The sequence below is a fragment of the Microbacterium jepli genome (assembly GCF_047237905.1).
In the GTDB taxonomy this organism is placed as follows: Bacteria; Actinomycetota; Actinomycetes; order Actinomycetales; family Microbacteriaceae; genus Microbacterium.
The window spans coordinates 542,368-563,648 of record NZ_JBDFLW010000003.1; the positions used below are offsets into that span (position 1 = coordinate 542,368).

The window sequence follows — 21,281 nt, forward strand, 5'->3', positions numbered from 1 at the left end:
TAGGGCGTCTGTTCAACGTAGAACGTCGGCGTGGGGGGCGCGTCGGGGTATATCCCCATCGACGCCGGGACCGATAGGGGGGTCTCACCCCGGAAGTGGGGGATGTGCCGGCGCTCACGCGGTCGCCCGGTCCTGCGCGCCGCCGTCGTCGGCGGATTCGTCGAGCGCGACGCGGAGCTTGGCGATGAGGTCGGAGCGGTTCGTGGCACCGAGCCGGCGGCGGATGCGGGCGATGTGGTGCTCCGCCGTACGCGGGCTGATGAAGATCGCGGTGCCGATCTCGGCGTACGTCTTCCCCTGCACGACGAGGGCGGCCACCTCCAGCTCGCGGCTGCTGAGCTCGCTGTGGGAGCGCGCCTTCGACGGGGATGCCGGAGCCTCCTCCATCGCGGTCGGGCGCACCTCCTCGTGCGGGTGCAGTCGCCGGGCGACGGCCAGAAGACGGGAGATCGTGCGGCGCTCGTCGGTGAGTCCGGCGCCGTGGCCGGCCAGACGCGCCCCGTCCCAGGCCAGTCCGACCCCGGACAGGCCGAGCGCGGCATCCTCCACCGCATCGGCGTCGACCGTGCCGGCCAGCACCGACGTCCACACCCGGCCCGCCTGGGCCATGGTCGCGGCGAGGCGGTTGTGGGCGGCGGCCTCGACGAGCGCCCGCGCGTGCGGACGCAGCTGGGCGGGGCTGTCGAGCAGAATCGCGCGCTGGACGCCTGCCCAGTGCAGGTGGGCCGACCACAGCGGCGGCGAGCCGAGCCGGGTCATACTCGCCAGCGCCTCGCTGAAGTGCGGCTGCACGCGGTCGATCTCGCCGACGCGCACCGCCGTGACGACGAATTCGCCGAGGGGCAGGATGCTGTACAGGTCGAACTGGGCGCGGAGCAGGCTCTCGCGCGCGCCTCGCCACGCCGTCGTCAGCGCGGTGGCGTCGTGGTACCGGCGCGCGATGGCCACGGTCAGCGCGTCGAGCAGGAGACGCTCGCGCGGGGCGAGGCTCCGCGCGTCGGGGAGGATGCCGGCCAGCGTCGACTCCACGTCTCCCGCGCGCTCCTGCTGCAGCGCGACCCAGGCCTTCCACAGCAGCAGCCGCCGCTGCGCCCACGCGCCGCCGTGTCCGGCGCCCACCGCCGCCTCCAGCACCGAGTGGGCGACGTCGGGCTCGCCCAGGTTCAGGGCCGCCAGCGCGGCCAGGACGGCGGGGAGCTCGGGGGTCGGGCCGCTCGCGCCCGAGGCGGAGTACATCTCGGAGGCGCGCACGAGGTCGTGCAGCGCGGCCTGCCCCGATCCGGTCAGCGACTGGGTGAGGCCGCGGCTGAGGAGGTCGGTCGCAACCGAGAGGGTGGACGGGATGGTGCGCCCCGGCGCCGCCCCGGCGTGCTGCAGTCCGCGCTCGCGGTCGGCGACGGCGATGGCCGCGACGCTCGCGTGAGCCGAGGTGAGGGCGCTGCGCGGAACGGCGCTGCGGTACACCTCGTCGCTCATGGGGAGCAGGCCGCGCGCGGCCCAGATCGATGCGGACAGGTCGATCGCGGCATCCCGGTCGGCATGCCCCTCGGGAACCTCCACGGAGTCCAGCGCGGCGCCGGCCGCGTCGATCGCCCCGAGGGCCCAGGCGGCGGACGCCACCCGGACGGCGACCACCGTCTCGTCGGCACCGGACTCCTCGGCGCTGCGATACAGCTCCCGCGCGCGCACCGGATCGGTCGTCAGCATCTCGTCGCCGCGGTGGAGGAGCGCCGCCGCCAGCCGGGGATCGCGGACGCCGGCGGGAAGGCGCAGCGATGCGTCGGCGGTGGTGTCCTCGGTGAAGGCGCGGATGAGACGCTCCACCGAGAGCGTCGACAGCACCGCATCGCGCACCAGGGGCATCGGGCTGCCGTTGGCGAGGAGGAACCCCTCGGCGTACGCGGCCAGGACGAGCGCCGGCTCGGCGTCGGGAGCGGGCTCGCCCTCGGACGCGAGGCAGACCGCCTCGACGAAGGCGCGGACGGCGGGTGTGCTCGAGCGCAGGCGATGGGCGACGACATCCTGCAGGGCGTCGGCGGTCTCGGGATGCCGCGGGTCGTCGCAGCGCTCGCCGTCGTGGACGGCCAGCGCCTCGGCGACGAGCCAGGCCGCGCCGCCGGTGGTGGTGAGGATGTCGCGCAGGCAGGCCGTGGTCAGGCTGGTGCCGCGCTCCTCGAGGTGCGCGGTCACGTCGGCGCGCGACACGTGGCCGAGCACGAGCGCGGGCTGCGACTGCTCGAGGATGCGGGTGACGGCTTCGGCGGGTGCGCCGGGGAGGAGGGGGCGACAGGCCACCAGCAGGCCCGCGTCGACGTCGGCGGCGCGGTCGGCCACCGCGGCCAGGAGTGCGGGGTCGAGCAGGTGCGCATCGTCCACCAGCAGCACGTCGTTCTGGGGCAGTCCGGGCACGTCCACGGCGGAGGTGAGGCGCACGACGGCCGTTCCGCCGGCCGCGATCCTCTGGCGCAGGCGGCGCAGCAGTCGCGATTTGCCCGAGCCGGCAGGTCCGATGATGAGCGCGCGGTGCGGTGCGCCGCCGGTGGCGAGCACCTCCGCGTGGGTGCGGGCGAGGATCGGCAGGAGGGCGGGCGGTTCGGCCGGGGAGAGGTGGCCCGACACCCGGGGGGCGGCGTTCATCGGGTCGCCTCCTCTGCCGGCGCCGGGGTGGCGGCTGCCGCTTCGTCCTCGCCGCCGAAGAGCACGACGGGGGTGTCCGCCGGCTGCAGGAGCGGTGTGGCGCTGTCGGAGGGGGACGGGACTCCGGCGGCGGGTGTGGCGGCCGGCGTCGACGACGCGGGCGGAGTCTCGGTGACGGCGTCCGCACCGTCGGGCAGCGATCCCGACAGCACCGAGATGGTGATGCCGCCGGCCAGCACGAGGGCGCCGGCGATGACGGATGCCGCAGCCGGCCCCCGTCCGAGCCATCCGCGGCGCGCGGGGCGGGGTGCGGGCGTCTCCGCGGCGGAGGCGGCGACGCCTGCGTTGCTCGAGGCCGCGTCGGTGCGGGATGGCGCCGGCGCGGCATCCGTCATCGCGGCGGCTCCCGCGGTGCTCGGCACCCATCTCCTCCGCGGCTTCCGCTGCGGCACGACGGGCGGCGCCGGCTGCGGCGCCTCGTCGAACGCGTCGTCCTCCTCCGGCTCGTCGACCCGGAAGGACGCCGCAGCCGCCATCGCCGCTCCGAGCGCGATGATCGCCTTCGGGTCGGCGTCGACGGCGATGGGCCGGTCGAATCTCTCCGAGAGCAGCTGCGCCACACGGGGGATGCGCGAGGACCCGCCCGTAAGCAGGATCGCGTGGAGGTCGTCGCCGTCGGTGTCGAGATCGGCGGCCGTCATCGCCTCGCCGAGCACGTCGGCCGTCTTCCCGATGGACTCCTCGATCATGTCCTCGAACTCGGAGCGCGTCAGGCGCACGGTGGTGCGTCCGCCGCCGATCAGGATCGGGACGACGGCCTCGGAGTCGAACGAGAGCGATTCCTTCGCGTCGATGCACTCGCGGCGCATGGCGGCCCACGCCACCCGGCTCTCGTCGTCGATCCTCATCGCCTCGGGCCCGATCCCGGCCGCGGCCACCGCGTGGCGCAGCACCAGATCGTCGAAGTCGGATCCTCCCAGCGTCGCGATGCCGGCGGGTGCGCCGGCGACGGCCAGCACCCCGTCGTGCGTCTTGCGCAGCACTACGGCGTCGAAGGTGCCGCCGCCGAGGTCGTAGACCGCCAGGAAGCGCCCGGGCGGCACCGGCCGGGACGCCTCGTAGCGGCGCGCGGCGGCCTCCGGCTCGGTGAGCAGCAGCACGTCCTTCCACCCCGCACGCGCCAGAGCACCGCGGACGGCGTCGATGCGATGCCCGCGCCACTCGACGGGGACGGTCACGGCCACGCCGCTGGGCGCAGCGCCCTCCCGCTCGGAGACGACGTCGATGACCCAGGTGACGACCTCGGCGAAGGCGTCCTCCGGTGCGAAGCGCCGATCGCCGGCCAGGATCGGGACGTCATCGCCGATTCGCCGCTTGAACTCCCGGATCACGCGCTCCGGCTGGGCGATGGCCCGCCGCGCCGCGGCGTCGCCGAACAGCAACTCGCCGTCCGCGACGAACACCGCGCTCGGCGCGCTGTCGCTGTGGCGCCCCAGGGGGAACGACACGGGCTCAGCATCCTCCGCCGCCCGCAGCACGGCCGCAGCGGTGCGGCTCGTGCCGACATCGACGGCAAGGTAGTACGACGTGCTCATCCGTGATCAACCCCAGAAGATCAGGTGCGGGGCCTCGTGCCGATCATGCCCAGTCATCGTGCCGCCCCGCACGAGTCCTATTCGGGTCCAGTGAAATATCGGATTGGCCCCACCGCAAGGGGATGGACGGATCAGATCCCGTAACTGGCACTCGCGTTGCGGGAGTGCCAGCGCTTCCCTAGACTGGTGTTAGCACTCGCCATGGGTGGGTGCTAACAAGTCTTCCGTTCCGAAGCGTTGAGAAAGAAGAGGTAGACCGTGTCGGTTTCCATCAAGCCGCTCGAAGACCGCATCGTCATCCAGCAGGTCGAGGCTGAGCAGACCACCTCCAGTGGTCTCGTCATCCCCGACACCGCCAAGGAGAAGCCCCAGGAGGGCGAGGTCGTGGCCGTCGGTCCCGGCCGCATCGACGACAACGGCAACCGCGTCCCGCTCGACGTCGCCGTCGGCGACCGCGTGATCTACAGCAAGTACGGCGGCACCGAGGTCAAGTTCGGCGCCGACGACTACCTCGTGCTGTCGGCACGCGACGTGCTCGCGGTCGTCGTCCGCTGAGACGCCCCCGAATGACGGAAGGCCCGGATGCTTCGGCATCCGGGCCTTCCTCGTTCCATCGAGAGGGCTTCCCGATCACACGCTCCCTGCCCTCCGCCCACAGGGCCACGCGGGTCGGTGTGGACCTGCCCGCCCTGCGGAGGCCGGTCCTAGGCTGGAACGATGAGCTCTCGCGTGCCCTCCGCCCCCACAGCGGCGTCGCCCGCCGACACGGCTCGCGAGCGCACCCTCGGCGGCCTCTACGCCCTGGCGGCGTACCTCCTCTGGGGCTTCCTGCCCCTCTACTTCCTGCTGCTCGTGCCGACCGGCCCGTGGGAGCTGGTCGCCTGGCGCATCCTGTTCTCCCTGGTCTTCTGCGTCCTCCTCCTCGCCGTCACGCGCGGGTGGCATCGGTTCGGGGTCATCCTCCGCAATCCGCGGCTCATGGGGTGGACGGCGCTGGCCGGCGCCTTCATCTACGTCAACTGGCAGGTCTTCATCCTCGGCACCCTGTCGGGTCATGTGATCGAGACGAGCCTCGGCTACTTCGTCAACCCCGTGGTCACCGTGCTCTTCGGAGTGCTGTTCCTGCGCGAGCGTCTGAGGATCACCCAGTGGGTCGCCATCGGGCTGGCCGTCGTGGCGATCGCCGTGATCGTCTTCGGCTACGGGCAATTCCCCTGGATCGCCCTGTCGCTCGCCTTCTCCTTCGGTCTCTACGGGCTCGTCAAGAAGCGGATCGGCCCCTCGGTCGACGCCGTCAGCGGTCTCACGCTCGAGACGGTGTGGCTCATCCCTGTCGCCGTGGTGCAGCTCCTCATCGTCTCCGCCGGCGCCGGGCTGACGATCGGCACCGCGGGGCCGGGACACACCGTTCTGCTGCTCCTCGTGGGCGTCGTCACGGCCGTGCCGCTGCTGCTCTTCGCGTCGGGTGCCCGCCGCGTGCCGCTGACGGTGATCGGGCTGCTGCAGTTCGCCGCGCCCATCCTGCAGTTCATCACCGGCGCCTGGCTGCTGGGCGAGACGATGACCCCCGAGCGCTGGTTCGGTTTCGGCCTGGTGTGGCTCGCGCTGATCGTGCTGTCCGTCGACTCCGTCCTTCACGCCCGCCGTGCGCGCGGCGTCTCCGATGTCGCCGCATTCACCTGATCGGACGCGAAATCACGGGCTTGGATAACGATTGGGTCGCGTAACACATCGTTAACCACTCGCAACACTCGCGAGACAGGCGCCGGGCTAGGTTGGGGGGCACTGGGCCGGCGCCCGAGCCGCGCCCGCGTTCATACACAGCAAGGAGCAACATGAACGTCTTCTCCCGTACCCGCACCGGAAAGATCCTCGGCGTCATCGCCGTGGCCGGCGCGAGCGCTCTCGTCCTCGCCGGCTGCGCCGGCGGCGGTGGAGGCGGCACAGAGTCGTCCGCCTCGTCGGGACCCACCGAGGACCTCACCCTCAAGATCGGCACCGTCCTGCCCCAGACCGGCAGCCTCGCCTTCCTCGGCCCGCCCGAGGAGGCCGGTGTCGGACTCGCCGTCACCGAGGTCAACGAGGCGGCCAAGGGCATCACCATCGACGCGACCTTCGGCGACTCCGGCGATGCCGACAACAAGGCCTTCGAGACCACGGTCCCGAAGCTGCAGTCGGCGGGCGTCTCGGCGATGATCGGCGCCGCGGCATCCGGCGTCACCAAGCTCTTCCTCGACAGCAACGTCAGCGCCGGCATCATCACGTTCTCCCCGGCCAACACGTCGCCCGACTTCACCACGTGGGACGACAACAACCTCTACTGGCGCACCGCCCCCAGCGACCTGCTGCAGGGCGAGGTGCTCGCGAACCTCATCGCGGAGGACGGTCACAAGAACATCGGCATCATCTACCAGAACGACGCCTACGGCACCGGTCTCTACGGTGTCGTCAAGGAGGTCTTCGAGGGCACCGGCGGTAAGGTCGTCGCGGACGCGTCGTACAACGACGGTGACTCCTCGTTCGACGCCCAGGTCGCGACCATCACGGCCGCCAAGCCCGACGCGGTCGTCCTGATCACGTTCGACCAGTTCGCGACCATCGCGCCGCTGCTGTCGAACGCCGGCATCGCCCCCGCTGACTACTACCTGGTCGACGGAAACCTCAAGAACTGGGGCACCGACGTCGCCGTTCCGCTCGAGGGTGCCAAGGGAACGCTCCCCGGCCCGAAGCTGTCGGACGACTTCCAGGAGCGCCTGAACGAGAACTGGACCGCCGCGGGCAACGCCGAGCTGGCGGACTACTCCTACTCGGGCGAGTCCTACGACGCGGTCGTCCTGCTGGCGCTCGCGTCGCTTGCCGCAAAGTCGACCACCGCGACGGACATCGCCGCGAAGCTGCAGGAGGTCTCCGGCGGCTCGGGCGACGGCGAGAAGTGCACCACGTTCGCCGACTGCGCCGACATCATCAACGGCGGCGGCGTCGCGGACTACGACGGCTACTCCGGCCCGGTGACGTTCGACGAGAACGGCGACCCGACCGAGGCCACGATCGGCATCTACCAGTACGGCGCCGACAACAACTACTCGCGCATCAACTGATACGCGTGTGACGCGAGGGCCCCGGAGCGATCCGGGGCCCTTTCGCTTGTGCCGGCTGCGCGGCCGCAAGCGGTGACCCGCGCAACGTGCGGTGCCCGTGCGGAACCGGAGGAGATGTGGTGATCCGGAGGAGCGTGCTGCAGCATCCGTCCTCCGGTTCGGCAGATCTCCTCGCGATCGCGCGGCACGGACCGCGCCTGCGCCGAGTACGCACGAAGAAGGGGACCGGATGCCGCGGCATCCGGTCCCCTCTTTTCTTAAGGTCAGCCCTCGTCGGCGCCGAGGGTGCCGAGGTACAGGCCGATGACCTTGGGGTCGTTCAGGAGCTCGCGGCCGGTGCCCTCGTAGGCGTCGCGGCCCTGATCCAGCACGTAGCCGCGGTCGCAGATCTGCAGGCAGCGGCGGGCGTTCTGCTCGACCATGATCGTCGTCACGCCGGCCTTGTTGATGTCGGAGACGCGGATGAAAGCGTCGTCCTGACGGACGGGGGAGAGGCCGGCCGACGGCTCGTCGAGGAGCACGACCGACGGGTCCATCATCAGCGCCCGCGACATGGCCACCATCTGGCGCTCTCCGCCGGAGAGCGAGCCCGCGCGCTGCTTGAGGCGCTTGCCCAGCTCCGCGAAGATGCTGCTGACGAACTCGAGGCGCTCCTTGTAGATCTTGGGGTTCTGGTAGAGCCCCATCTGCAGGTTCTCCTCGATCGACAGCGAGGGGAAGACGTTGTTCGTCTGCGGGACGAACGCGACTCCGCGTTGCACGAGCTTGTCTGCCTTGAGCCCGACGATGCTGTCGCCGTTGACGGTGATGTCGCCGCCGCGCACCTTGACCAGGCCGAAGATCGCCTTCAGCAGCGTCGACTTGCCGGCGCCGTTCGGGCCGATGATGCCGATCAGCTCGCCCTTGCGGGCGACGAGGTTGGTGCTGTTGAGGATGTTGACGCCGGGCAGGTAGCCCGCCACGAGGTCTTTCACCTCGACGACGACCCGGTCGCTCTTGCCCTCGGCGAGCGCGCTGGCGCCCGAGACCGCGGTGGAATCGCCCCTCATCGCTTGCCCTCCTCGGCCTCCTCGATGGAGACCTCGCGTTCTTCCTTGATCTCTTCCAGCAGCTGCACCGCGGAGGTGTCGAGTTCGCCGGCCACGCGGCCGGTGACGACGCCGAGGTCGACGTCCTGGTGGCTGCCGAGGTAGGCGTCGATGACCGCCTGGTCGTTCATGACCGTGTCGGGCGGGCCCTCGGCCACGACCCGGCCCTCGGCCATCACCACGACCCAGTCGGCGATGTGGCGCACCATGTGCATGTCGTGCTCCACGAACAGCACCGTCATGCCGAGGTCCTTGAGGTCGAGGATGTGGTCCAGCAGCGACTGCGTCAGCGCCGGATTCACCCCGGCCATCGGCTCGTCGAGCATGACGAGGGCGGGGTCGCTCATGAGCGCCCGCGCCATCTCGAGCAGCTTGCGCTGACCGCCGGAGAGGGATGCCGCGAAGTCGGCCTCCTTGGCGTCGAGCTTGAAGCGGGTCAGAAGGTCACGCGCCTTGTCCTCGTTCGCCTTCTCCTGCTTGCGCCAGATGGCGGGGAAGAAGCTCTGCCAGAACTTCTCGCCGCTCTGGTTCGGAGCACCGAGCTTCATGTTCTCGAGCACCGTGAGCAGCGACAGCGCCTTGGTCAGCTGGAACGTGCGCACCTGTCCCATGCGGGCCACCTTGAAGGCGGGGATGCCGGCGAGGTTCTTGCCGTCGTACGACCAGGTGCCCGAGTTGGGCTTGTCGAAGCCGCACAGCAGGTTGAACAGCGTGGTCTTGCCGGCGCCGTTCGGCCCGATGAGGGCCGTGATGGCGTTGCGTGGGATCTCGAGGTGCTCCACGTCGACGGCGGTCAGGCCGCCGAATCGGCGGGTGACGTTGTCGACGACCATGATCGGGTCGTTCTTGGCGACGCCGGGCACGTTCTCGCCCTTGGCGAGCCCCGTCGTCTTGGGTCGTGCGACGCTGCCTGTCGTGGGCGCCGGCTCCGCCGCCACCCCATCGACCGGCACGTTCGTTGGCTCGTTACTTGACAAAGGTCATCTCCCTCTTGTCGCCGAGGATGCCCTGCGGTCGGAAGATCACCAGGAGCATGAGTGCCACGCCGACCAGGATGAACCGGAGCGTTCCGGCCTGGATGTCGGACATGGGAAGGTAGCCGGCCGAGGCGAGCTCGGGCAGCAGGTTGCCCAGCAGCGCCATCACCATCCAGAAGATGATCGCGCCCAGCGAGGGGCCGAAGATCGTCGCGGCACCGCCCAGCAGCAGGATCGTCCAGATGAAGAAGGTGAGCGACGTGGTGTAGCTGGACGGGACCACAGCGGAGGGGAGCACGTAGACGATGCCGCCCATCGCGCCGATCACCCCGCCCACGACCAGTGACTGCATCTTGTAGGCGAAGACGTTCTTGCCGAGGGAGCGCACGGCGTCCTCGTCCTCGCGGATGCCCTTCAGCACGCGGCCCCACGGGCTGCGCATCAGCGCCCACACCACGAAGATGGCCAGCGCGAGCATCAGGATGCCGAACACGCGCATCCAGAGCTCCTGCTCGTTGTACGTGAAGGGTCCGAAGCCGTAGGTGCCCACGGGGAACGGGTTCGACGACCGGAACCCGTCGTGGTATCCGCCGAGGCCGTCCGCCGAGTTGGTGAACTCGTCGAACACCTGAGTCGTGAAGAGCAGTCGCACGATCTCCGCAGCGGCGATCGTCACGATGGCGAGATAGTCGGCGCGCAGACGAAGCGTCGGGATGCCGAGCGCGACGGCGAACACCGCGGCCAGCAGCAGGCCGATGATCATCCCGAGCCACCACGGCAGGCCGAAGCTGAGGACGGAGATGGCGTAGCCGTAGCCGCCGAGGGCCATGAATCCGGCCATGCCGAAGTTCAGCAGTCCCGTGAAGCCGAAGTGCACGGCCAGACCCGTCGCCGCGAGCGCGTACGCGATCGTGACAGGGCTCAGCAGAGCAGCGAGTGTGTTTCCGAGGATGGCGCCCCAATCCATGGCGGCTACCCCAATCTCTCTTTGCGACCGAGCAGGCCCTGCGGTCTGATCAGCAGGATGAGGATCAGCACGACCAGCGCTCCGGCGTACTTCAGGTCGGACGGGATGAACAGCGTGGAGGTCTCCACGACGATCCCGACGATGATCGAGCCGACGAGGGCGCCGAACGCCGTTCCCAGTCCGCCGAGCGTGATGGCGGCGAAGATCAGCAACAGCATCTGCGTGCCCATGTCCCACCGCACGCCGGGCCGGAAGTAGGCCCACAGGATGCCGGACAGGGCAGCGAGCACTCCGGCGAGCACCCACACGATGCGGATGACGCGGTCGACATTGATGCCGGATGCCGCGGCGAGCTGCGGGTTGTCGCTGATCGCGCGCGTGGCCTTGCCGATGCGGGTGCCCAGCAGGAAGTACGCGACGCCGAGGATGACGACGATGCTCACGCCCATGCTGATGAGGTCGATGTACGACAGCGAGATCGGCCCGAACTGCAGGGGAGTGGGGCTCGCGCCCGGGAGCTGGAAGGTCGATCCGCCGATCAGGTACTGGTAGAAGTAGCGCAGCGCCAGCGACAGGCCGATGCTGACGATCATCAGCTGCACCGTTCCGAGCCCTCTTCGCCTGAGAGGGCGCCAGAGACCCGCATCGAGGGCGAGCCCGAGGATGCCGCCGCCCAGGAGCGCGACGATGAGGCCGGCCCACAGGGGCAGCTGCCAGAAGGTGGTCGCCATGAGGGCGACGAGCGCGCCCCACGTCACCATCTCGCCGTGCGCGAAGTTCGACAGGCCGGTCGTGCCGTAGATGAGCGCGGCGCCCATCGCCGCCAGCGCCAGCAGCAGGCCGAAGTTCAGGCCGTTGATGATGCGGGAGAAGAGCTGATCGGCGAACGACTGCGTCTGCCTCTCGCCCTCGCCGAGGAAGAGGTTCACGATCTTCGACCCGGTCAGGCCGAACTCCACCTCCTGCGAGGCCGAGTCGCCGGCGACGATGACGCCTTCGGGGAGCGTGGACTCGTCGACGGTCAGCGTGTAGGTCGCCTTCTCGGGGACGTACAGGCGCCACTTGCCCTCCGCGTCGGTGATGGTCTCGGCGTCGAAGCCGCCGCCGTCGACCGTCAGCTTCACATCGGGCACGGGCTTGTCGTCGAAGGTGATGACGCCCGCGAAGTAGAAGTCGGTCTTCTCCTGGTCGCCGCCGGGCGTGTCGGGAGCTGCGGCGTAGGCGGCCAGCGGCGAGCCCACGGCCATGAGCGCCACGGCAAAGGCGGCCACCAGGAGCACGAACCACCTCAACGGGCGTCGTGCGGTCGCGATCGTGGAACCCACGGAACCTCCAGTTAGTCACCACTGCAGACCGGAGCCTCGGTGGACATCGGCCTTGATGAACGGTACGAGCGTAATGTGTCGGTTCTGTTTCGCGTACCGGCCGATTCCGAGACGTGATCGAATCGGAACTCCGGCCCACCATACGGGGGATCGAGTCCCGCTCCGGCCTCGCGCCCGCGTCGTGTACGCGCGCACGCGGGAACAAAAGCGCGGCCTGCCCGCTTAGAATCGGTGTCGGAGCCGGCGGACCCGTGTCGCTGCGCACCGGCCGTCGTCGTCCACGAGCAACGCGCCGCGCGCGCAGGAGAACCCATATGGAGCACAACGACCCGTTCGGCATCGTCGGACTCACCTACGACGACGTCCTCCTCCTGCCGGGTCACACCGACGTCATCCCCAGCGAGGCCGACACCTCTTCGCGTGTCACCCGCCGCATCACGGTCGCGACGCCGCTGCTCTCCAGCGCGATGGACACCGTGACCGAGGCCCGCATGGCGATCGCGATCGCTCGCGAGGGCGGGCTCGGCATCCTGCATCGCAACCTCTCCATCGAGGAGCAGGCCTCCATGGTCGACCGCGTGAAGCGCAGCGAGTCGGGCATGATCTCCAACCCGATCACCACCACCCCCGACGCGACCATCGACGAGGTCGAGGCGCTGTGCGGTCAGTTCCGCATCTCGGGCCTGCCCGTCGTCGACGAGTCGGGCCGCCTGGTCGGCATCGTGACGAACCGCGACACGCGTTTCGTCTCGGGCTTCGAGCGCTCGACCACGCGCGTGAAGGATGTCATGACGAGCGAGGGCCTCGTCACCGCCCCCGTCGGCATCGGCGCGAACGACGTCATCGCCCTCTTCGCCAAGCACCGCGTCGAGAAGCTGCCGCTGATCCACCCCGACGGCACGCTCGCCGGCCTCATCACGGTCAAGGACTTCGACAAGAGCGAGAAGTACCCCCTCGCGACGAAGGACGACCACGGCCGCCTGCGCGTCGGCGCGGCGATCGGCTTCTTCGGCGACGCGTGGGAGCGCGCCGAGGCGCTGCGCGACGCAGGCGTGGACGTCCTCGTCGTCGACACCGCCAACGGCCAGTCCGCGGGCGTCATCGACATCGTCCGCCGCCTCAAGGCCGACCCCTCGTTCGAGCACATCGACGTCATCGGCGGCAACGTCGCGACCCGCGAGGGGGCGCAGGCGCTCATCGACGCCGGTGTGGACGCCGTCAAGGTCGGCGTCGGCCCCGGCTCCATCTGCACGACCCGCGTCGTCGCCGGCGTGGGCGTCCCCCAGGTGACGGCCGTCTACGAGGCGTCGCTCGCGGCGCGCGAGGCGGGCATCCCGGTCATCGCCGACGGCGGACTGCAGTACTCGGGCGACATCGCCAAGGCGCTCGTCGCCGGCGCGGACAGCGTCATGCTCGGATCCCTCCTGGCCGGCACCGACGAGTCGCCGGGCGAGATCGTCTTCCAGGGCGGCAAGCAGTTCAAGCAGTACCGCGGGATGGGCTCGCTCGGCGCGCTGCAGACCCGCGGCAAGAAGACGTCGTACTCGAAGGACCGCTACTTCCAGGCCGACGTTCCCACCGACGACAAGCTCATCCCCGAGGGCATCGAAGGCCAGGTCGCCTACCGCGGCCCGGTCGCGGCCGTCGCGTACCAGCTCGTCGGAGGCCTGCGGCAGTCGATGTTCTACGTCGGCGCCCGCACGATCGACGAGCTCAAGGCCAAGGGCAAGTTCGTCCGGATCACCGCCGCCGGGCTCAAGGAGTCGCACCCGCACGACGTGCAGATCGTCGTCGAGGCGCCGAACTACAAGAAGTAGGACGTTCGAGAGGGGCGGATGCTGCCCACATCCGCCCCTCTCGTCTGCTCCGGCAGTCGCACACTACGGTGGGCGCATGGCAGAGCCGACCGCGCCGCGCTTCTACGATCGGGCCCGCGTCGCGGGGTACACCGACGGGGTGTTCGCCATCGCGGCGACGCTTCTCGTCCTCGACCTCACGACCACGGCCATTGGCGAGCCGACCGGCGACGCCGAGCTGTGGGCTGCTCTGGGCGCCATGTGGCCCAGCTTCCTCAGTTTCTGCGTCAGCTTCGTGCTCCTCAGCGGGCTGTGGGTCATCCACCTCGGGCAGTTCCGCAGCATCGCCCGGGTGGACCTCCCGCTGCTCTGGCTGAACAGCATCCGCCTGCTGTTCGTGGTGCTAATCCCGTTCACGACCAGCCTTGTTTCCCAGTACTCCGATTTCTACGCGGGCCGCATGCTGCTTCCGATCAACTTCTTCTTCGCTGCGCTGCTGGGCTTCGCGTCGTGGGCCTGGGCGGCTGCGCGATCGGGCCATCTGTTGGCCGACGACGCCCGCGCGAATGCGCGGGCGGAGAACGCCGGTGGGCTTGCGGCCGTCCTGTGCGGCTTCGTGGCGATGATCATCTCGCCATGGGTCGGTTCCTGGGCATTCGTGGCGTACGCGCTCAACGGCCCGCTCACCGTTCTCCTGAAGCGCCGCGGCGCGGCGCGGGTGGCGCGTGCGCCTTCGGCGCCGCGCTGACGGCGACGTCACAGGCCGAGCGGCACGCACACCTCGCGACGTCGCCGCCGGGCCTCGGCGCCGCGGTCAGCGGAGACGGAAGGCGGGGTCGGCCTGAGCCGACGGGTCCTGCGCGAGGTCGGCCAGCACGGCGCCGACGCCGGGCGCGAATTTGAAGCCCTGCCCGGAGAATCCGGCGCCCACGACGATGCGCCCGACGCGGTCGAGCACGAACGCCTCGTCGGGGGTCGACGTGTAGGTGCAGCTGATCGGGTCGGCCGTCGTGGGATCGAGTCCCGGCATCCATTCCGCCACATAGTCCGCCAGCGCGGCCGCGTGCGCGTCCGTGCGGAACGGACGCGCGTCGGGGTCGACCTCGTCGCCCACCAGGTGGAAGCCGACCTTGACGCCTTCGCCCGGCCCCGGCATGCCGTAGACGTTGGCCGGCCAGGATCCGGGGGAGACGAAGTGGTTGAACGACGGCCACGCGGTGGACGGATGCCGCGGCGCGAAGTGCGCCGGACTCTCCTCCGTGACGCGCAGGGGCGGCAGGGCGATGCCGGGAAGCATCCGCGGCGTCCACGCGCCCACCGTCACGACGGCGACCGCGGCACGAATGACCCCGGCCGCGGTCCGGATGCGGACGCCGTCGGTATCCTGTGACACGTCCCCGACGGGCGTCTCCCAGCGCACCTCGCCGCCGGCCGCGGTGATGCGCTGCTCGAGCGTCCGCAGCGCGACCGCCGCGCGCACCACGCCGGCGTCGGGGGAGTGCAGCACCGTGCCGTCGAAGCGCATGCCCGTCCATCGCCGCGACGCCTCGGCGGGATCGAGGAGCTCCGCCGGGATGCCGCGGCTCTCCAGTCCCGCGTGGATGTCGGCCAGTCCGCCGCCCGTGCCGCCGAGGGCGGCGCCCGAGCCGTGCGAGACGAGGCCGTGCAGGCGCAGCAGCGGCTCGCCGTCGGGCTCGCCGAGAGCGTCCCAGCCCTCGCGCGCCCGGGCGAGGAGGTCGAGGTAGTGCGGGTCGACGTAGGCGTTGTTGAAGTTGCGCGTCGCGCCGTGGGACGCGCCGCGCGTGTGCCCGCGGGCGAAGCGCTCCAGGACGAGCGGGCGCTCGCCGCGCCGGGTCAGCGCCCACGCCGCTGAGAGGCCCATGATGCCGCCGCCGACCACGACCACCCGCGTCTTCTCGTCCACACCCCGATCCTCCCAGCCGGCAGATGCCGCGGCGACTTCTCGCGACCGAGGAGGAGCCTCTCGGACCGCCCGGGTAGGCTGGAAGGGTGAGCATGGACATCGAACTGGGCCGCGCGAAGCGCGCTCGCCGCGCGTACACGTTCGACGACATCGCCGTGGTGCCCTCGCGGCGCACACGCAACCCGGAGGACGTCTCGACCGCCTGGACGATCGACGCCTTCTCGTTCGACATCCCGGTCCTGGGCGCGCCGATGGACTCCGTCGTGAGCCCGCGCACGGCTATCATGCTCGGACAGCTCGGCGGCCTCGGCGTGCTCGACCTCGAGGGCCTCTGGACCCGCTACGACGACCCCGAGCCGCTGCTGGCGGAGATCGCCTCGCTCGACACGAAGACCGCCACCGGCCGCATGCAGGAGCTCTACGCCCAGCCGATCCGGCCCGAGCTCGTCACCGCCCGCCTGGCCGAGGTGCGCGAGGCCGGCGTCACGGTCGCCGGCGCGCTCACCCCGCAGCGCACGCAGGAGCTGTACGAGACCGTCGTCGCCGCCGGCGTCGACCTCTTCGTCATCCGCGGCACGACCGTGTCGGCCGAGCACGTGTCGTCGGTCGACCAGCCGCTGAACCTCAAGAAGTTCATCTACGACCTCGACGTGCCGGTGATCGTCGGCGGCGCCTCGACCTACACCGCCGCGCTCCACCTCATGCGCACGGGCGCGGCCGGCGTGCTCGTCGGCTTCGGCGGCGGGGCGGCCTCGACCACGCGCGCGGTGCTCGGACTCCACGCGCCGATGGCCACAGCCGTCGCCGACGTCGCCGGCGCGCGCCGCGATTACCTCGACGAGTCGGGCGGACGCTACGTCCACGTCATCGCCGACGGCGGCGTGGGCACCTCCGGCGACATCGTGAAGGCGCTCGCGATGGGCGCGGATGCCGTCATGCTCGGCGTCGCGCTGGCCCGCGCGACCGACGCCCCCGGCCGCGGCTACCACTGGGGCCCCGAGGCCCACCACGCCAAGCTGCCCCGCGGCCGTCGGGTGAAGGTCGACCAGATCACCGACCTCGAGTCCGTCCTCTACGGCCCCGCGCCCGTCGCCGACGGCACCGCCAACCTCATTGGGGCGCTCAAGAAGTCGATGGCGACCACGGGCTACTCCGATCTCAAGGAGTTCCAGCGCGTCGAGGTCGTCGTGGCGCCCTACAGCCTCGAATGACGGGCCCCGCGGCCGGCGCGCCGCCCACCGAGGTGCCCGACGTCTTCCCGCCCACGCTGCGGGAGGTGCTGCTGCGGCCGCGCTGGATCGCGATGCTGCTGCTCTGCCTCGTCGTCGCCGGCGTCTTCGCCTGGCTCGGGCAGTGGCAGCTCGGTCGTGCGCTGACGTCCAACCCGCTCCCGCCCGGGGCGACCGAGCAGGTTCTGCCCATCGCCGACGTCGTCGAGCCGGGGGAGTACCTCGACGGGCCGCTCGTGGGGCAGCGGGTGACCGTCACCGGAACCTGGGTCGCAGAGGACTTCCTCATCGTCTCCTCCCGCTTCAACGACGGGCAGGAGGGCTACTGGGTGACCGGGCAGCTGCGGGTCGCCGACACCGCAGCCCCGACCTCCCTCGCCGTCTCCATCGGCTGGGCTCCGACGGAGGACGCCGCGCGCGCCGCGGTCGATCAGCTCGACGCCGAGGCGCTCAGCGGCGCGACGGCGCCCTTCGCCGTCACCGGGCGGCTCATCTCCGACGAGGGGCCCGCCGTCCCGCGCGCGAACGTCGACCCGCAGACCATGACGCGCATGTCGCCGGCCGCGCTCCTCAGCCGCTGGCACGACATCGACGGACTCCAGGTCTACCGCCCCTACCTGGCGGCCGAGGTCGCGCCGCCGTCGCTGCAGGACATCGCCTCTCCCGCGCCCGACGAGGGTTCCTCGGTGAACTGGCTCAACATCTTCTACGCCGCCGAGTGGGCCGTGTTCGCCGGCTTCGCCTTCTACCTCTGGTACCGCCTGGCACGCGACGCCTGGGAGAGGGAGGTCGAGGAGATGGAGGATGCTGCGGCCGCAGCATCCGGTCCTCCTCCGCCGGTCGACGCCACGAGCACTCCGGACGAGGGCCCCGAGGCCCGCGACTAGACTGGGGGGCATGCCCGCCGCCCCTCGACTCGCGTCGTTCCCGGCCATCCGCAGCGCCCTGAAGTTCTACCAGATCTGCTCGGTCATCACCGGCGTCGGCCTGCTGCTGCTGTGCGCCGAGATGATCCTCAAGTACACCCCGCTGCGCGTGGAGCTCTTCCTCGGCGGCTCGGGCGGATTCCTCTGGTTCGCACCCGTCATCGACGGCGCGGAGGGTCTCGTCTCGACCGGTGACGGCTTCAACCTGTCGCTCGGCATCCTCGTGGCCCACGGCTGGTTCTACGTGGTCTACCTCTTCGCGTGCTTCCGCGTGTGGAGCCTGATGCGCTGGCACTTCGTGCGCTTCCTGCTGCTGGCCACCGGCGGCGTCGTGCCGCTGGCCTCCTTCTTCCTCGAGGTGCGCGTCGCCCGCGACGTGCGCCGGTATCTCGCCGAGCGAGAGGCCCGAGAAGCGTCCCCGACCCCCCTCGCCACGGAAGGCACCCGGTGACCGAACAGACCGAGACCGATCAGCGACCCGTCCTGGTCGTCGACTTCGGTGCGCAGTACGCGCAGCTCATCGCCCGTCGCGTCCGCGAGGCCGGCGTCTACAGCGAGATCGTGCCGCACACCTTCACGGCGGAGGAGATCGCGGCCAAGAACCCCGTCGGCATCATCCTGTCGGGCGGGCCGTCGTCGGTGTACGAGCCGGGGGCCCCCTCCCTCGACGAGGGCGTGTTCGAGCTCGGCGTGCCCACGCTGGGCATCTGCTACGGCTTCCAGGTGATGGCCCAGGCCCTCGGCGGCGAGGTCGCCAACACCGGCCTGCGCGAGTACGGGGCGACGGATGCCGCGCTCGCCGGCGACGGCGGTGTGCTGCTCGGCGGCCAGCCGCCCGCGCAGAACGTGTGGATGAGCCACGGAGACCAGGTCTCGCGCGCACCCGAGGGCTTCGACGTGCTGGCGTCCACGACGGCGACGCCGGTGGCGGCCTTCGGGTCGGACGAGCGCCGCATGTACGGCGTGCAGTGGCATCCCGAGGTCAAGCACACCGACCACGGGCAGCAGGTCATCGAGAACTTCCTGCACCGCGCGGCGGGCCTCCCGGCCGACTGGAACAGCGGCAACGTCATCGCCGAGCAGGTCGACCGCATCCGCGCCCAGATCGGCGCCGGCCGGGTGATCTCGGCGCTGTCGGGCGGCGTCGACTCGGCGGTCTCGACCGCCCTCGTGCACAAGGCCGTCGGTGACCAGCTCACGGCGATCTTCGTCGACCACGGCCTGCTGCGGAAGGGCGAGCGCGAGCAGGTCGAGCAGGACTACGTGGCCTCCACCGGCGTCCGCCTCATCACCGTCGACGCGCGCGAGAAGTTCCTCTCCGCGCTCGAGGGCGTCAGCGACCCCGAGCAGAAGCGCAAGATCATCGGGCGCGAGTTCATCCGCGCATTCGAGGCCGCCGAGCGCGACCTGATGGCCGAGGCCGCCGCCGACGGCGAGCCCATCCGCTTCCTCGTGCAGGGCACGCTGTACCCCGACGTCGTCGAGTCCGGTGGCGGAACCGGGGCGGCGAACATCAAGAGCCACCACAACGTGGGCGGTCTGCCGGAAGACCTGCAGTTCGCGCTGGTCGAGCCCCTGCGGACGCTCTTCAAGGACGAGGTGCGCGCCATCGGCCGCGAGCTCGGCCTCCCCGAGGCGATCGTCGGGCGTCAGCCGTTTCCGGGCCCCGGCCTCGGCATCCGGATCGTGGGTGAGGTCACCGCTGACCGTCTCGAGATTCTGCGCGAGGCCGACGCCATCGCCCGCGAGGAGCTGACCCGGGCCGGTGTCGACAATGAGATCTGGCAGTGCCCGGTCGTGCTGCTGGCCGATGTGCGCTCGGTGGGCGTGCAGGGCGATGGCCGCACCTACGGTCACCCGATCGTGCTCCGCCCGGTCTCGAGCGAAGACGCGATGACGGCGGACTGGACGCGCCTGCCCTACGACGTGCTGTCCAGGATCTCCAACCGCATCACGAACGAGGTGCGCGAGGTCAACCGCGTCGTGCTCGACGTGACGTCGAAGCCGCCGGGCACGATCGAGTGGGAGTAGGCGGGACGGTGGAGGGCTTCCCCGACGCCGTCTACGTGGTGCTGTCGAGCCGGCTCATCCCCGACCATGACGGCGGCTACACCTTCGCCACGCTCGCGCGCGCCCGCCAGATGGCCGCCGCCGGCGTGGACGACGGCCGTGGCCCCCTGCTGCTCACCGTCGATCCGGGCACGCCCGACGACCACGCGCGTCACCGGCGCATCTTCGCCGCGCGCGACCTGATCACCGGCGTCGACCGCATGCGCAACCTCTTCGATGAGGCGGCCGACCCCGCCGGCGGTGCGGCCGCGTGGCTGCGGGCCGTCGCCCACCCGGGAGGCGCGGATCCGGCGCTCGAGTATCGAGAGATCCCGGATGCCGCGGGCCGCCCGGTTCTGTCGCTGCCCGTCATCGCGGGGAACCCCGACTGGCACGTGAGCACGGCGCCCGTGGTGCTGCACGACGCGACCGGCCGACCGGTCGGCGCGGTGGACGGTTTCGGTGCGCTCTACCGCGCGTGGCTCGACCACGTGCTCGCGGGGCTCCGCGCCGGTGACCCGTCGCGTCAGGTCGTCGTGCTGTGCGAGTCGCGGCAGCTCGGCGAGCTCCTCGCCGGGTGGGAGGACCCCGGCGCGCGGGTGCTGCACACCGTCCACACGATCCACCTCGAGCCCCCGTTCACCCCGGAGGCGCCGGTGAACGCGCTGTGGTCGCGGTGGCTGGGCGTGGCCGATCGCTTCGACGCCGTGCTCTGGCCGACCTCGGCGCAGCGCGACGACGTCGCGGGGCGCTTCGGCGGGTCGGGTGTGCACCTGGTCGTCCCGCAGGGGGTGGATGCCGCGGCATCCGTCGTCCCTCCGGCGCACCGGGTGCCCGGTCGGGTCGTGATGCTCAACCGGCTCGCACCGGGCAAGCGCATCGACCACGCCGTGCGGGCGTTCGCGCGCGTGCGCGGGCGCGTGCCGGAGGCGACGCTGGAGGTGTTCGGTGAGGGCGCTGAGCGCGACCGGCTGCAATCGCTCATCGACGACCTCGGGCTCGGCGACGCGGTGCATCTGCGCGGCACGACCCACGAGCCTGACCGGGAGCTGGGCGAGGCGATGGTGTTCCTGTCGACCTCGGCCTACGAGGGGCAGGGGCTGTCGATCGCCGAGGCTCTCGCTCACGGCTGCCCGGTCGTCACCTACGACGTGCGGTACGGACCCCGCGAGGCGCTGAGCCGCGGCGGCGGCGTGCTGGTGCCCGACGGCGACGAGGATGCCCTCGCCGGCGCCCTCGTGCGGGTGCTGACCGACCCGGGCGAGCACGGCCGGCTCGCCGCGGAGGCCGTCGACTCGGCCCGTCGGCTCGATCCCGCGCTGGTGATGGGCGCGCTGGCTGATGCCGTCCGCACGGCGCTGAGCGCGCCGTCCCGCCGCGGCTGACGCGGCGGACGGGTCAGGCGCGAGCGGCGTCCGCCGGGATGCCGTGCCGACGAGCACAATGCAGGCAGATTCGAGGCCCGGCGGGGTCGGCGGTGGCTTCGGCGGCGTCTTTGGGCTGATCTGCCTGTGTTGTGCACGCCAGGGCCGCATGCCCGGGGGATCGCCAGGCGCAGGCGCAGGCTTCACCGGGCTACCGGTGCCCGCGCGAGCACAATCCAGGCAGGTTCGACCCCTGGCGGGGCCGGCGGTGGCTTCGGCGGCGTTTTCGGGCTGATCTGCCTGTGT

General features: G+C 71.1%; 17 protein-coding genes. 10 read left to right on the forward strand and 7 right to left on the reverse strand.

Going from position 1 to position 21,281, the window contains the following annotated elements; genetic code table 11:
* Positions 1-114 precede the first annotated feature (114 nt).
* The gene (locus ABC304_RS03200) at positions 115-2,637 is read right to left on the reverse strand and encodes a helix-turn-helix transcriptional regulator (protein ID WP_412928908.1); all 2,523 of its coding nucleotides are present in this window, start codon (positions 2,635-2,637) and stop codon (positions 115-117) included.
* Positions 2,634-4,232: an Hsp70 family protein gene (locus tag ABC304_RS03205; RefSeq protein ID WP_412928909.1), complete on the reverse strand. Its 1,599-nt coding sequence runs from the start codon at positions 4,230-4,232 to the stop codon at positions 2,634-2,636. The genes ABC304_RS03200 and ABC304_RS03205 overlap by 4 nt, the downstream gene beginning before the upstream one ends.
* A gap of 258 nt (positions 4,233-4,490) precedes the next feature.
* On the opposite strand from ABC304_RS03205, the gene groES reads away from it, so the two are divergent.
* From groES to ABC304_RS03220, 3 genes are all read left to right on the forward strand, one after another.
* Positions 4,491-4,787: a co-chaperone GroES gene (gene groES, locus ABC304_RS03210; protein WP_412928910.1), complete on the forward strand. Its 297-nt coding sequence runs from the start codon at positions 4,491-4,493 to the stop codon at positions 4,785-4,787.
* Between the two features lie 162 nt (positions 4,788-4,949).
* Positions 4,950-5,915, forward strand: a complete 966-nt coding sequence (rarD, locus tag ABC304_RS03215; protein WP_412928912.1) for an EamA family transporter RarD — start codon at positions 4,950-4,952, stop codon at positions 5,913-5,915.
* Positions 5,916-6,067: 152 nt separating this feature from the next.
* Positions 6,068-7,330 carry an ABC transporter substrate-binding protein gene (locus tag ABC304_RS03220; RefSeq protein ID WP_412928913.1) on the forward strand — a complete coding sequence of 421 codons (1,263 nt, stop codon included), beginning with the start codon at positions 6,068-6,070 and terminating at the stop codon, positions 7,328-7,330.
* A 263-nt stretch (positions 7,331-7,593) separates the two neighbouring features.
* On the opposite strand, the gene ABC304_RS03225 is transcribed toward ABC304_RS03220, so the two are convergent.
* The 4 genes from ABC304_RS03225 to ABC304_RS03240 all read right to left on the reverse strand — a co-directional run bounded on the left by ABC304_RS03225 (position 7,594) and on the right by ABC304_RS03240 (position 11,687).
* A complete protein-coding gene (locus ABC304_RS03225) occupies positions 7,594-8,379 on the reverse strand; it encodes an ABC transporter ATP-binding protein (protein ID WP_412928914.1) in 786 nt (261 codons plus the stop codon).
* A complete protein-coding gene (locus ABC304_RS03230; RefSeq protein ID WP_412929053.1) occupies positions 8,376-9,251 on the reverse strand; it encodes an ABC transporter ATP-binding protein in 876 nt (291 codons plus the stop codon). Before ABC304_RS03230 ends, ABC304_RS03225 begins: the two co-directional genes overlap by 4 nt.
* Positions 9,252-9,384: 133 nt before the next feature.
* Entirely contained in the window at positions 9,385-10,362 is a 978-nt protein-coding gene (locus tag ABC304_RS03235) for a branched-chain amino acid ABC transporter permease (RefSeq protein WP_412928915.1), read from the reverse strand.
* Positions 10,363-10,367: 5 nt separating this feature from the next.
* On the reverse strand, positions 10,368-11,687 hold the full coding sequence (locus ABC304_RS03240) for an ABC transporter permease subunit (RefSeq protein ID WP_412928916.1): 1,320 nt from the start codon (positions 11,685-11,687) through the stop codon (positions 10,368-10,370).
* Between the two features lie 314 nt (positions 11,688-12,001).
* On the opposite strand from ABC304_RS03240, the gene guaB reads away from it, so the two are divergent.
* Complete coding sequence (gene guaB / locus ABC304_RS03245) at positions 12,002-13,504, forward strand: IMP dehydrogenase (RefSeq protein ID WP_412928917.1); 1,503 nt, start codon at positions 12,002-12,004, stop codon at positions 13,502-13,504.
* 76 nt (positions 13,505-13,580) lie between these two features.
* Positions 13,581-14,231, forward strand: a complete 651-nt coding sequence (locus tag ABC304_RS03250) for a TMEM175 family protein (RefSeq protein WP_412928918.1) — start codon at positions 13,581-13,583, stop codon at positions 14,229-14,231.
* A gap of 66 nt (positions 14,232-14,297) precedes the next feature.
* Here the strand turns inward: ABC304_RS03250 and ABC304_RS03255 are convergent, their stop codons facing one another.
* On the reverse strand, positions 14,298-15,407 hold the full coding sequence (locus ABC304_RS03255) for an FAD-dependent oxidoreductase (protein ID WP_412928919.1): 1,110 nt from the start codon (positions 15,405-15,407) through the stop codon (positions 14,298-14,300).
* Positions 15,408-15,499: 92 nt separating this feature from the next.
* On the opposite strand from ABC304_RS03255, the gene ABC304_RS03260 reads away from it, so the two are divergent.
* Genes ABC304_RS03260 through ABC304_RS03280 form a run of 5 tightly spaced genes read left to right on the forward strand, consistent with a single transcriptional unit; the run spans position 15,500 to position 20,996 of the window.
* Entirely contained in the window at positions 15,500-16,618 is a 1,119-nt protein-coding gene (locus ABC304_RS03260; RefSeq protein ID WP_412929054.1) for a GuaB3 family IMP dehydrogenase-related protein, read from the forward strand.
* Positions 16,615-17,523, forward strand: a complete 909-nt coding sequence (locus tag ABC304_RS03265) for an SURF1 family protein (protein WP_412928920.1) — start codon at positions 16,615-16,617, stop codon at positions 17,521-17,523. Before ABC304_RS03260 ends, ABC304_RS03265 begins: the two co-directional genes overlap by 4 nt.
* A gap of 10 nt (positions 17,524-17,533) precedes the next feature.
* Positions 17,534-18,013, forward strand: a complete 480-nt coding sequence (locus ABC304_RS03270) for a DUF3817 domain-containing protein (protein WP_127094708.1) — start codon at positions 17,534-17,536, stop codon at positions 18,011-18,013.
* Positions 18,010-19,593: a glutamine-hydrolyzing GMP synthase gene (gene guaA / locus ABC304_RS03275; protein WP_412928921.1), complete on the forward strand. Its 1,584-nt coding sequence runs from the start codon at positions 18,010-18,012 to the stop codon at positions 19,591-19,593. The genes ABC304_RS03270 and guaA overlap by 4 nt, the downstream gene beginning before the upstream one ends.
* An 8-nt stretch (positions 19,594-19,601) precedes the next feature.
* The gene (locus tag ABC304_RS03280) at positions 19,602-20,996 is read left to right on the forward strand and encodes a glycosyltransferase (RefSeq protein WP_412928923.1); all 1,395 of its coding nucleotides are present in this window, start codon (positions 19,602-19,604) and stop codon (positions 20,994-20,996) included.
* The last annotated feature ends 285 nt before the right edge of the window (positions 20,997-21,281 follow it).